This window comes from Microbacterium testaceum, from assembly GCF_006539145.1.
Taxonomy (GTDB): Bacteria; Actinomycetota; Actinomycetes; order Actinomycetales; family Microbacteriaceae; genus Microbacterium; species Microbacterium testaceum.
In genome coordinates, this window is sequence record NZ_BJML01000011.1 from 62,009 (window position 1) to 74,133 (window position 12,125).

Annotated in this window: 13 protein-coding genes; 6 read left to right on the forward strand and 7 right to left on the reverse strand. The window is 69.2% G+C overall.

From position 1 onward, the window contains the following. Nucleotides 1–7 precede the first annotated feature (7 nt). From MTE01_RS14675 to MTE01_RS14685, 3 genes are read left to right on the forward strand one after another with little or no spacing between them, the layout of a single operon-like run. Entirely contained in the window at nucleotides 8–1,054 is a 1,047-nt protein-coding gene (locus tag MTE01_RS14675) for a FecCD family ABC transporter permease (RefSeq protein WP_103209795.1), read from the forward strand. Beyond that, the gene (locus MTE01_RS14680) at nucleotides 1,051–2,109 is read left to right on the forward strand and encodes a FecCD family ABC transporter permease (protein WP_218026371.1); all 1,059 of its coding nucleotides are present in this window, start codon (nucleotides 1,051–1,053) and stop codon (nucleotides 2,107–2,109) included. The genes MTE01_RS14675 and MTE01_RS14680 overlap by 4 nt, the downstream gene beginning before the upstream one ends. Then, on the forward strand, nucleotides 2,106–2,933 hold the full coding sequence (locus MTE01_RS14685; protein ID WP_103209798.1) for an ABC transporter ATP-binding protein: 828 nt from the start codon (nucleotides 2,106–2,108) through the stop codon (nucleotides 2,931–2,933). Before MTE01_RS14680 ends, MTE01_RS14685 begins: the two co-directional genes overlap by 4 nt. Nucleotides 2,934–3,000: 67 nt before the next feature. On the opposite strand, the gene MTE01_RS14690 is transcribed toward MTE01_RS14685, so the two are convergent. The 7 genes from MTE01_RS14690 to sufB all read right to left on the reverse strand — a co-directional run bounded on the left by MTE01_RS14690 (nucleotide 3,001) and on the right by sufB (nucleotide 9,399). Further along, nucleotides 3,001–3,930, reverse strand: a complete 930-nt coding sequence (locus MTE01_RS14690) for a siderophore-interacting protein (protein ID WP_246078320.1) — start codon at nucleotides 3,928–3,930, stop codon at nucleotides 3,001–3,003. 97 nt (nucleotides 3,931–4,027) lie between these two features. Next, entirely contained in the window at nucleotides 4,028–5,191 is a 1,164-nt protein-coding gene (locus tag MTE01_RS14695) for a MalY/PatB family protein (protein WP_141378205.1), read from the reverse strand. A 118-nt stretch (nucleotides 5,192–5,309) separates the two neighbouring features. Then, nucleotides 5,310–5,639 carry a metal-sulfur cluster assembly factor gene (locus MTE01_RS14700; RefSeq protein ID WP_056232125.1) on the reverse strand — a complete coding sequence of 110 codons (330 nt, stop codon included), beginning with the start codon at nucleotides 5,637–5,639 and terminating at the stop codon, nucleotides 5,310–5,312. Between the two features lie 9 nt (nucleotides 5,640–5,648). Then, nucleotides 5,649–6,419, reverse strand: coding sequence for a Fe-S cluster assembly ATPase SufC (gene sufC / locus MTE01_RS14705; RefSeq protein ID WP_056232130.1), 771 nt, complete (start codon nucleotides 6,417–6,419; stop codon nucleotides 5,649–5,651). 41 nt (nucleotides 6,420–6,460) lie between these two features. Further along, nucleotides 6,461–6,790, reverse strand: coding sequence for a non-heme iron oxygenase ferredoxin subunit (locus MTE01_RS14710; RefSeq protein ID WP_141378206.1), 330 nt, complete (start codon nucleotides 6,788–6,790; stop codon nucleotides 6,461–6,463). After that, nucleotides 6,787–7,980, reverse strand: a complete 1,194-nt coding sequence (gene sufD / locus MTE01_RS14715; RefSeq protein ID WP_141378207.1) for a Fe-S cluster assembly protein SufD — start codon at nucleotides 7,978–7,980, stop codon at nucleotides 6,787–6,789. Before sufD ends, MTE01_RS14710 begins: the two co-directional genes overlap by 4 nt. Further along, nucleotides 7,981–9,399, reverse strand: a complete 1,419-nt coding sequence (gene sufB / locus MTE01_RS14720) for a Fe-S cluster assembly protein SufB (RefSeq protein ID WP_094734162.1) — start codon at nucleotides 9,397–9,399, stop codon at nucleotides 7,981–7,983. A gap of 249 nt (nucleotides 9,400–9,648) precedes the next feature. On the opposite strand from sufB, the gene MTE01_RS14725 reads away from it, so the two are divergent. From MTE01_RS14725 to MTE01_RS14735, 3 genes are all read left to right on the forward strand, one after another. Continuing rightward, nucleotides 9,649–10,635: a COX15/CtaA family protein gene (locus MTE01_RS14725; protein ID WP_116240121.1), complete on the forward strand. Its 987-nt coding sequence runs from the start codon at nucleotides 9,649–9,651 to the stop codon at nucleotides 10,633–10,635. A gap of 263 nt (nucleotides 10,636–10,898) precedes the next feature. Continuing rightward, a complete protein-coding gene (locus MTE01_RS14730) occupies nucleotides 10,899–11,390 on the forward strand; it encodes a dinucleotide-utilizing enzyme (RefSeq protein WP_141378208.1) in 492 nt (163 codons plus the stop codon). 91 nt (nucleotides 11,391–11,481) lie between these two features. After that, entirely contained in the window at nucleotides 11,482–12,033 is a 552-nt protein-coding gene (locus MTE01_RS14735) for a GNAT family N-acetyltransferase (protein WP_141378209.1), read from the forward strand. Nucleotides 12,034–12,125 lie beyond the last annotated feature (92 nt).

The window sequence follows — 12,125 nt, forward strand, 5'->3', positions numbered from 1 at the left end:
CGGAGCGATGAGCACTCTCGCTCCGGCCCTCTCCGCCCCCGGCGACGCTCGCCCGCGTCACTGGGGGCGGAGACGTGCTGTCGGTGTCATCGCTCTCGTCGTCGTGCTCGTCGTCGCGGCGATCCTCTCGGTCACCTTCGGTGCGCGCGACGTCACGGCCGCCGACATCTGGTCGGGACTCACCGGTTCCACCGACACCGCCTCGGCGGCCGCGGTCGCGAAGCGGGTTCCCCGAACCGTCCTCGCCATCCTCGTCGGCGCAGCCCTCGCGGTCTCGGGTGCGGTTCTGCAGGGGGCCACCCGCAACCCCCTCGCCGACCCGCAGATCCTCGGCATCAACGGCGGCGCCGGACTGGCGATCGTCGTCGGCATCGCCTTCTTCGGGCTCGGCTCGGCGACGTCCTACATCTGGGTCGGGTTGATCGGCGCCGCGGGTGCCGCCGTGCTGGTCTACGCGATCGGCTCGCTCGGTCGGGGCGGGGCGACACCGTTGCGTCTCGCCCTCGCCGGCGCGGTCAGCGCCGTCGCGTTCAGCTCGCTTACGAGCGCAGTCCTTCTGCCGCGCGTCAACGTCATGAACGAGTTCCGTTTCTGGCAGATCGGCGGCGTCGGCGGAGCGACCTTCGAGACGATCCTGCAGGTGCTGCCCTTCCTCCTCGCGGGTCTGCTGATCTGCCTCGCGAGTTCGACGGCGCTGAACACGCTCGCTCTGGGTGACGAGCTCGCCGCAGGCCTGGGCGCTCGCGTCCGCGCTGCCCGGCTGATCTCCACCGGCGGTGCTGTAATCCTGTGCGGTGCCGCGACCGCGGTCGCCGGTCCCATCGGCTTCGTCGGGCTCGTCGTCCCCCACATGGTCCGTTTGCTGGTCGGCGTCGACCACCGGTGGCTGCTGCCCGTCTCCGCGCTGGGCGGTGCCGTGCTCCTCACGCTCGGCGACGTCGTGGGCCGCGTGGTGGCGCGTCCCGAGGAGATCGAGGTCGGCATCGTCACCGCTCTGGTGGGGGCACCGTTCTTCATCGCACTGGTTCGGCGACAGAGGATGAGGGCGCTGTGATCGGCTCGCTCACCACCCCCGTGCCGGCCGCCCTGGCGTCCGTCGTCGACGGCCGGAAGCGTCGTCGACGCAAGTGGGTGCTGGTCACCGGCATCCTGACCTTTCTCGTCGTCGGCGCGTTCTCGTTGTCCCTCATGCTGGGTCAGACCGCCTACTCCCCCGTCGAGGTGTGGGGTGTCCTCACCGGCCAACGCGTCCCGGGGGCGTCGTTCACCGTGGGCGAGTTGCGGCTCCCCCGCGCGGTGACCGGACTGTTCACGGGCCTGTGCTTCGGAATGGGGGGCGTGGTCTTCCAGTCGATGCTGCGCAACGCTCTCGCGAGTCCCGACGTCATCGGCATCAACACCGGTGCGAGCGCCGCCGCCGTCATCGGCATCGTGGTCTTCGGGATGGGCGAGACGACCGTGTCGTTCCTCGCGATGGCCGCGGCCCTCGTCGCCGCCCTCACGATCTATCTGCTCGCCTACCGCAACGGCGGCTCGGGGGCACGCCTGATCCTCGTCGGCATCGGCGTCGCGGCGATGTGCCAGGCCCTCGTGTCGTACGTGATCGCGCGCGCCGCGGAATACGACCTCCCCGCCGCGATGCGCTGGATCACCGGGAACCTGAACGACGCGACGTGGGACCGCGCCCTGCCGGTCGCCGGCGCTGTCGTCGTCCTCGCCCCGGTTCTCCTCGGCCTCTCCGACCGCCTCGAGATCCTCCGCATGGGCGATGACACCGCCGCCGCCGTCGGTCTCCCCGTCGAGCGGAGTCGGCTGCTGCTCATCGTCGCCGCCGTAGGCCTGCTGGCCTTCGGCACGGCCGCCGCGGGCCCCATCGCCTTCGTGTCGTTCCTGGCCGGCCCCATCGCCGTCCGTCTTCTCGGGCCGGTCGGCTCCCCCATCCTGCCCGCGGGTCTGGTCGGCGCCCTGCTGGTGCTCGTGGCCGACTTCTGCGCCCAGTACGCGTTCGGCACGCGTCTGCCCGTGGGCGTGATCACCGGCGTTCTCGGGGCGCCGTATCTCATCTACCTGCTCGTTCGCAGCAGCCGAACCGGAGGAACCACGCTATGACCGTCGAGCGCTCCCTGATCGCCGAGGGCGTCACTCTCGGCTACGGAGACCGGACCATCGTCGACTCCCTCGACCTGCAGATCCCGCCGGGAAAGGTGACGACCATCGTCGGAGCGAACGCGTGCGGCAAGTCGACGTTGCTCAAGGCCATGGCGCGCCTGCTCACACCCTCGGCGGGCCAGGTGCTGCTCGACGGCAAGTCCATCCACCGCCAACCCACCAAGCAGGTCGCGCGCGTGCTGGGGCTCCTTCCCCAGTCGCCGATCGCTCCGGACGGGATCGCCGTGTCCGATCTCGTCAGCCGAGGCCGTCACCCCCATCAGGGCGCGCTGTCGCGCTGGACGAGCGCAGACGACGCCGCGGTGGCACGCGCCCTCGACGCCACCGACGTCGCGCACCTCGCCGACCGCCCCGTCGACGAGCTCAGCGGTGGCCAGCGCCAACGCGTGTGGATCGCGATGGCCCTGGCTCAAGAGACCGACGTTCTGCTGCTCGACGAGCCGACGACCTTCCTCGACATCAGCCACCAGATCGACGTGCTCGATCTGCTGGCCGACCTCAACCGCGATCGCGGCACCACCGTGGCCATGGTGCTCCACGACCTCAACCTCGCCGCCCGCTACGCCGACCATCTCGTGGCCATGGCGAACGGCGAGGTGATCGCGGCCGGAGACCCCGCCGAGGTCCTCACCGAAGACACCGTGCGCCGCGTCTTCGGCCTCGACAGCCGCGTGGTGCCCGACCCGCTGACCGGGCGGCCCATGGTCATCCCGATCGGCCGGCATCACACGGTGGCAGAGCCGGAGCAGGCGCAGACGGCCTGACGGTCCGAGAAAAACAGAAGCCCCGGTCTCGGCCGGGGCTTCTGTCGTGGTTCGTGGTCGCTGCCGCTCAGGCCGTCCGCTCGACCTGTCCCGCGCGCCAGTACCCCATGAAGGCGACGCGTCCGCGGTCGACGCCGCAGCCGGAGACGAGCATGCGGCGCAGCAGCTTCACCGTCGACGACTCGCCCGCGATCCACGCGTAGAACTCCCCCTCGGCGTCAGCGGGACTGTCCCACAACAGGTCGACGTCGAGATCGATGTCTTCGAGCACCTGCGGGCGAGGCGCGGCCGCGCGCGCCAGAACGTCACCGGATGCCGCGACCCAGGCCTCCATCGCTTCGATCAGCGCCTCGCCGTGGGGGCGTTCGCCGCGCGGGAGCCAGTGCACGCGCGCGTCCCCGCTTCGTACGGTCAGAGCGTCGTCGACGTCGGGCACTTCGATGAACGCATCGACGTCGAGGCCGGGCTCGAGGCCCTCCAGCACGGCGCAGATCGCGGGGGCGGCGGTCTCGTCACCGGCGAGCAGGATGCGTCGCGCCGTTCCGGGGTGGAAGTCGATCCCCTGCGCCGAATCGGCGCTGCGCGCGTCGGGGCCGACGACCACCAGGTGGTCCCCCGCCGTCGCCGCTTCCGCCCAGGAGCCGGCCGGACCGGCGTCGTGGTGCACGACGAAGTCGATGTCGAGTTCCAGGGCCTCGGGGTCGATGCGGCGCACGGTGTAGGTGCGGAAGGGCATGCGCTCCTCGTCGGGCAGGTCGCGCCAGCGCGTGTACCAGTCGCCGTTGGCGATGGCCTCGGGATCGTCCTGTCCGATGTCGCAGACGGTGCCGTCGCGGCCGGGCAGCACCAGCTTGACGCGCTGGTCGCGGCGGTCGGTGCCGAAGACGTCGAAGTCGGGTGAGGTGAACGTCACGCGCACGAAGTGCGGCGAGAGACGTCGCGCGGTCTTCACCACGGCGACGTACGGGCGGTAGGCGGGACGCGTGGCAGTGATCACCAGATAAGGATACCCTTACCTTGCCTCCGGATGCCACGGTGACGCCTCGACGGCGAGGTACCGGCCCGATCGCCCCGAGAGGTCCCCCTCCGTTTCGTCACACGCTGTCGACGAGCCGCCCGATCCTCTCGATCGCCTCGCGGAGCACCTCGGGAGCACAGCCCACGTTGATGCGCACGTGTCCGATCCCCTCGACCCCGAACAGCGGGCCGTGGTGCAGGGCGACCTGCGCCTCGCGCCGGATGAACGGAGCAGGGTTGTCGCCCCAGCAGTACGCCGACACGTCCACCCACGCGAGGAACCCAGCTTCGGGAACGCGATAGCGCGCGAGTGGCAGATGCTCGGCGAGCAGGTCGGCGAGCAGTCGACGGTTATCGTCCAGCGCCAGGAGCAACGAGGCGAGCCACCGGTCGCTCTCGGCCGAGAACGCGGCGCGGTTCGCGATGACGCCGAACAGTCCCGCGCGCCACTCGACCTCCCACGGCAGGGCGCGCACGACCGCGGCGGTCTCCTCCGCCCCCGTCACGATCACGGCGCACTTCAACCCGGCGAGATTGTAGGTCTTACTCGCGCTCGTCACGATGTAGCCGACCGCGGCCGCTTCGTCTCCGGCATCCAGGAACGGGGTGAAGACCGCGGGGGCGTGCGTGAGCGGCGCGTGGATCTCGTCGCTGATCACGCTCGCGCCGTAACGGTGCGCGAGACGCGCAAGAGCTGCCAGGGACTCCCGCGAGTGGACGGTCCCGGTGGGGTTGTGCGGGTTGCACAGCAGGACGGCACGCGCCCCGCCCGCCAGGGCCGCCTCGATCGAATCGAGGTCGAGGTGCCAGCGCGCCCCGTCGTCGATCAGCGGGATACGCTCCACGACGGCCCCGGCCTCTTCGACCGTGTCGTAGAACGGCGGGTACACCGGGGGCGTCACGATCACACGGTCGCCGGGAGAAGTGACTCCGCGCAACACTTCGACAACGCCCATCATCACGTCGCCCGTCCAGCGGATGCGCGACGGATCGGGTCGCCACCCCCATCGCCGCTCGGCGAAGTCGGCGAAATCGAGGTCGATGCCGGGGCGCGGAGGCGTGTAGCCCGTGTCACCGATCTCGACCGCCCGGTGCAGAGCCGCCGTGATCGCCGGCGCGAGCGGATAGTCGGTCTCGGCCACGAACATCGGAATGACGTCATCGCCGTAGGAGCGCCACTTCGTGCTGCTGCGCTGACGCAGAAGCTCGATCGGCAGTGCCTGCAACGGGAGAACGCTCATGCGAAAAGCCTAACGAGGACCCCGGATGCCGGTGCCCGGCGCGTCAGAGGAGGACACACGACGTCGCAGAGACCGCGGACGCCCACCCCCGAGGGGGATGGGCGTCCGTGAGAGGGTCTCAGATCGCGAAACCGAGGGCGCGCATCATGTCGCGTCCGTCGTCAGTGATCCGTTCGGGACCCCACGGCGGCATCCACACCCAGTTGATGCGGAAGCGTTCCACGACGTTGTCGAGAGCCTGAGCCGTCTGCTCTTCGAGCACATCGGTCAGCGGACAGCCGGCCGAGGTGAGGGTCATGTGGATGACGAGCGCGTCGTTCTCGTCGTCCCACGCGAGATCGTAGATGAGGCCGAGGTCCACGACGTTGATCCCCAGTTCGGGATCCATGACGTCTTTCAGAGCCTCGGTGACCTCGTCGTACTTCTCGGGAGCGAGGGTTGCGGTCATGTAACGATCCTACGCGTCGATCGGCGTACCGGCCTCGAGGAAGCGGTCGTAACCCTCTTCTTCGAGTCGGTCGGCGAGCTCGGGCCCGCCCTCTTCGACAATGCGACCCTTCACGACGACGTGCACGAAATCGGGGCGGATGTAGCGGAGGATGCGCGTGTAGTGCGTGATGAGCAGCACACCGAGATCGGTCTGCTCCTTGGCGCGGTTCACGCCTTCCGACACGATCTTCAGCGCGTCAACGTCGAGGCCCGAGTCGGTCTCGTCGAGCACGGCGATCTTCGGCTTGAGCAGCTCGAGCTGGAGGATCTCGTGGCGCTTCTTCTCGCCGCCCGAGAAGCCTTCGTTGACGTTGCGCGAGGCGAACTTCGGGTCCATGCGGAGGTTCTCCATGGCGCCCTTGACGTCCTTGGTCCACGAGCGGATGGCCGGGGCCTCGCCGTCGATGGCCGTCTTGGCGGTGCGCAGGAAGTTCGTGACGGTGACGCCGGGGATCTCGACCGGGTACTGCATGGCGAGGAAGAGGCCCGCGCGAGCGCGCTCGTCGACGCTCATCTCGAGCACGTCCTCGCCGTCGAGCGTGATGGAGCCGCTCGTGACGGTGTACTTGGGGTGGCCGGCGATCGTGTACGCCAGGGTCGACTTGCCGGAGCCGTTGGGGCCCATGATGGCGTGGGTCTCACCGGTGCGCATGGTAAGCGTCACGCCGTTGAGGATCGGGGTCGTACCGTTCTCCGTCTCGACCGTCACGTGGAGGTCGCGGATCTCGAGGACAGACATGGTGTTCCTTACTCGTAAATTCTGGGGGTCGTGGGCGCGGCTCAGGCCGTCGCCTTGGTGACGGACGGATCGATGAGCACGTCGTCTCCGTCGATCACGACCTCGTACACGGGGACCGGCTCGTACGCCGGGAGGTTCAGGGGGCGACCGGTCTTCAGCGAGAACGCCGAGCCGTGGGCCCAGCATTCCAGGGTCTCTCCCTCGACGAAGCCGTCGGAGAGCGAGATGTCGCCGTGCGTGCACAGGTCGCCGATCGCGTGGACCTCGCCGTTGCCGTCGAGCACGACCGCGATCGCGACGCCGTCGATCTCGACGCGGTGCGCCTCGTCTTGGGTGAGGTCGCTGAGGGCGCAGGCGCGCGAGGCGCTCACGCCTCGGCCCCCGCGGCCAGCTCGTGCTCGATGGCCTCGATGAGCTCGGTCTCGAGCTCGGGGATGCCGATGCGCTGGACGATCTCCGTGAGGAACCCGAGCACGACGAGGCGACGGGCCTCGTCTTCGGCGATACCGCGCGCCTGCAGGTAGAACAGCTGCTCGTCGTCGAAACGACCCGTCGCGCTGGCGTGACCGGCACCCTGGATGTCACCGGTCTCGATCTCGAGGTTCGGGATCGAGTCGGCGCGGGCGCCGTCGGTGAGAACGAGGTTGCGGTTGGCCTCGTAGGAGTCGGTGCCCGTGGCATCCGGTCCGATGAGGACGTCGCCGATCCAGACGCTGCGCGCGCTCTTGCCCTGCAGCGCGCCCTTGTAGAGCACGTCACCGACCGTGTGCGGACCCTTGTGGTGCAGGTAGACCTGCGATTCGAGGTGCTGACCGGCGTCGGCGAACGACAGGCCGTAGAGACGCCCCTCGGCGCCCGCGCCCGAAAGCTCGACGGAAGGGTTCACACGGACGACACCGCCGCCGAAGCTCACCACGACGTGGGTCAGCTTGGCGTCACGGTCGACACGAGCCTGGTGGGATGCCGCGTGCACGGCGTCGTCGTTCCAGCGCTGCACCGAGACGACCGTGAGGTCTGAGCCGTCGCGGACGATGATCTCGACGTTCTGCGCGTGATTCGCGGTGCCCTCGTGACGCAGCACCACGGTGCCGCGCGAGTTCGGCTGCGCCTCGATCACGACGTGGGCGTGCGCGAGGCCGCCGGTGCCGGTCAAGCGCACCACGATCGGCTCGTCGAGTTCGACATTCGCGGGGATGCGCAGCAGGGGTGCCTCGGCCTCGTGCGTCCAGGCGAGAGCGGCGGTCAGATCCTCGGGTCGGAAGTGCTCGCCGCGCGGGGCGTCTCCCGGGGCCAGACGCAGCTGTTCGACGGCCGCGGGAGCGCTGACTTCGACGGACACGACGCCCGAGGGCCCCGCCTCGTCGACGAACAGCGGCGTGAGCCGATCGATGGGCGTCAGCTTCCAGTTGACCTCGCGGCCCGAGGGCACGCCGAAATCAGCCGGATCGAACGAGGTCGGTCGCTCGGAGCGCGTCTGCACCGGAACGACGGATGCCACGAGTGCGGCGGGGTCGATATGCCCCTCCGCGGCGGCTGCGGGGGTGTGAGTCGCAGTCGTCATTTAGCCTACGGATCCTTCCATGCCCATCTCGATGAGCTTGTTGAGCTCGAGCGCGTATTCCATCGGCAGCTCGCGGGCGATCGGCTCGATGAAGCCGCGCACGATCATCGCCATGGCCTCGTCTTCGGGCATGCCGCGCGACTGCAGGTAGAACAGCTGCTCTTCGCTGACCTTCGAGACCGTGGCCTCGTGGCCGAGCTGCACGTCGTCGACGCGGATGTCGATCGCGGGGTACGTGTCGCTGCGCGAGATCGTGTCGACCAACAGGGCGTCGCAACGCACGGTGTTCGCGGAGTGATGCGCATTGGCATCCACTCGGACCTCGCCGCGGTAGCCCGCGCGACCGCCGCCGCGCGCGATCGACTTCGAAACGATCGATGACTGCGTGTACGGCGCCATGTGGATCATCTTCGCGCCGGCGTCCTGGTGCTGACCGGGACCGGCGAAGGCGACCGAGAGGGTCTCTCCCTTGGCGTGCTCTCCCATGAGGTAGATGGAGGGGTACTTCATCGTGACCTTGGAGCCGATGTTGCCGTCGACCCACTCCATGGTCGCGCCTTCGTGGGCGATCGCGCGCTTGGTGACGAGGTTGTAGACGTTGTTCGACCAGTTCTGGATCGTCGTGTACCGCACGCGGGCGTTCTTCTTCACGATGATTTCGACCACGGCCGAGTGCAGCGAGTCGCTCTTGTAGATGGGAGCGGTGCAGCCCTCGATGTAGTGGACGTAGCTGTCCTCATCGGCGATGATCAGCGTCCGTTCGAACTGCCCCATGTTCTCGGTGTTGATGCGGAAGTACGCCTGCAGCGGGATCTCGACGTGCACGCCCTTCGGGACGTAGACGAAGGAGCCGCCCGACCAGACGGCCGTGTTGAGCGCGGCGAACTTGTTGTCGCCGGCCGGGATGACCGTGCCGAAGTACTCCTCGAAGAACTCGGGGTGCTCGCGAAGAGCCGTGTCGGTGTCCATGAAGATGACACCCTGCTGCTCGAGGTCCTCACGGATCTGGTGGTAGACCACCTCGGACTCGTACTGAGCCGCGACGCCGGCGACGAGGCGCTGGCGCTCCGCCTCGGGGATGCCGAGCTTCTCGTACGTGTTGCGGATCTCTTCCGGAAGGTCTTCCCAGGTCTGGGCCTGCTTCTCGGTCGAGCGCACGAAGTACTTGATGTTGTCGAAGTCGATCTCCGACAGGTCTGCGCCCCACGTGGGCATGGGCTTGCGGCCGAAGAGCTGGTAGCCCTTCAGACGCGTCTTCAGCATCCACTCGGGCTCGGACTTGAGGGCGGAGATTCCGCGCACCACGTCCTCGTTGATCCCGCGCTGCGCGATCGCGCCGGCGGCATCGGTGTCGTGCCAGCCGAACTCGTATTGCCCCAGGCTTTCGAGCTCGGGTCGGTCGATGAGTACATCGGACATGGTGATCACTCTCCTTCTCGGGCCACAACGGTGTCATCCGCCCCGGCATTCCGGACTCCGGTCGAAGTCTCAGGAAGGTCGCTGGTGGGCCCGCTCGAAGACGCTGGCTGCGCGCCTAGACTGTCGTGGGTGCGGATCGCGTGAGCGCTGCACCCGGACCCTTCGATTCTACAGGCAACACCCGCTCCCGGTACGGCAGGACCGCTCTCCCGACAGCCGGGATCACCTCGACGCCAGGAAGCCGTACGCATGCCCTCCGCCTCGTCCCCCACCGCTTCGACCCGCGTCCCCGCCGCCCTGCGCCGCGTCGTCGCGTGGCTCCCCACCGACGTCGACCGTCGCGTTCGCGTATTCGCCTGGCTGTCGTTCGTCGCCGAGGTGCTCATCATCGGCACCGGCGGAGCCGTCCGCCTCACCGGCTCGGGCCTCGGCTGCCCGACCTGGCCCAAGTGCACGGCCGATTCGCTCGTGAACACGCAGGAGATGGGCATCCACGGCGTCATCGAGTTCGGCAACCGGACGCTGACCGGGCTCGTCGGCATCCTGGCCATCGCGGTCGTCGTGCTCGTCTGGCGTATGCGGCGCGAGCGCCGCGTGCTGTTCGTGCTCTCGCTCGTCGTACTCGTCGGAATCGTCGCCCAGGCCGTCGTCGGCGGCATCACGGTGCTCACCGGCCTCAATCCCTTCATCGTCGGGTTCCATTACGTCGCCTCGGTGTCGCTCGTGGCGGTGTGCGCCGCGTTCCTCGTGCGGATGAACCAGCCGACCGGCCCCCGCCTGCTCGCCGTGCCCCGCTGGTTCGCCGGACTGGTCCACGCGACCACGGGCGTCCTCGCCCTCACGATCGTCTTCGGCGTGCTGACCACCGGCGCGGGTCCCCACTCGGGCGACGCCTCCGCCGGACGCAACGGCTTCGATGCCGAGGTGCTCGAACACGTGCACTCGTGGCCCGGGTACGCACTGTTCGCGCTGACGCTCGTCGTCGTCGCCGCGGCGTGGCGCCTGCGCCTGCCGGTGCGTCGGTGGACCCTCGCGCTCCTCGCCGTCGAGCTGGTGCAAATCGCCGTGGGTCTGTACCAGGCGCGCAACGGCCTGCCCGAGTTCGCCGTCGGCACGCACATGGTGCTCGCAGCCCTCGCCGCCGCGACCATGACCGTCGTCGTGCTGCACCTGAAGCAGCCCGCCACCGCCGAACGTCGAGATGTCGGGCGCGAGACCGCGTCTGTGCGCGGCTGACTCCGGTCCGCGGCCTGCCGCAGTCGGAACGGGCCCTCCTTCGCGAAGGACCGCCTCCGCCTCCCGACGATGCCGAACCGCCGCCCGGGCGATTCCTGCACCCCCCTTATACGCCCATAGGCGATTCATCGGCGACCCCTACACAGCGCACTGGCGCATCCGTCATGGTTGACCGTGGCACTTTCGTGCCTACCGTCCCGTCGTCCCCCGCTTCGGGACCCGCCGCCCGACACCCCCTGTCGGAACGACAAGGAGTACTCCCCATGAAGACTCGTCCCCGCCTGGTGACCAGCATCCCGTTCTGGGTGCTCGTCGTCGCATCCCTGGCCGCCATCGCCGGCGGACTCGCGATCGTCCTGAACGGGATCGACGCGATGGAGCAGGTGCTCAACGACCCGAACGCCACCGTTGTGCAGGTCTACGTCGGCCAGTCGTGGGTCGTCGTCGGTGCCGCCGTCCTCGGCGCAGGTGCGATCGGCATCATCGCGGTCCTCGCCCTCGCCGCCGCCACCGCGCTCACCCACCGTCCCGATGTCGCGATCGAGACCATCGACTGGAGCAGCGACGATGAGACCGTCGCCGAGGACTCCGCTCCCGTCGCCCCGTTCGCGCCCGCCACGACCGCCACGCCCCTCGCGGTGGAGGACGCCGACGTCGAGACGCCGTCGACCGCGACCGCTCCCCCGCAGGCAGCCGCCGCCGCCCGCCACGACGAGCCCCGGCTCGACGCCGGAGACGACGCCACGCGTCGCTGATCCCGCGCCTCGAAAGCGCCCGCTCCCTCACCGGGGCGGGCGCTTCGCTGTGTCCGGGGCGTGCGGCGGCGGCTAACCTGGAGGAGTGTTCATGCTGCGTTCCACCCAGGAGGACGATTGGCCCCGGGTGCGGGAGTTCCGCATCGAGAACGCCACCGACAACCCCGTCTCGTGGGCCGCGACCCTCGAAGAGACGCAGCGCATCCCGGACGAGGGCTGGAAGATGCGCGCACGCCGCGGCGAACAACCCGACACGACGAGCATGGCCGCCATCGACGACGAGACGGGTCGATGGCTCGGAATGATGTGCGCGCAGATCGGGGACGCGCACGGACCCGAGCCCGTCCTCACGGGCGTCTACGTGACCCCGGACGCGCGCGGGCGCGAGAACGGCGTCACCGACGCCCTGCTCGCCTCGATCCTGAGTTGGGCCGGCTCGCGTGACCAGACGGTTCTCCGGCTCTGGGTGGCCGAGCACGCCGCGCCGGCACGGAAGTACTACACCCGCAACGGATTCGTTCCGACCGGGCGTACCCAGGACCTCCGTGTCCTCGGACGCGAGCCGCACCCCGACGATGGCGGACTAATAGAGATGAGCCGCCCCCTGACCGCCGACGCTCTCCCCGGAGCGCCCGAGCACTGACCGTCGCGGCACGGGCCCCCTCTGAGACTCCGGGAGCCGGCATCCGGGCGACGAGAAAGCGCCCGCCCTGAAACAGGACGGGCGCATTTCTG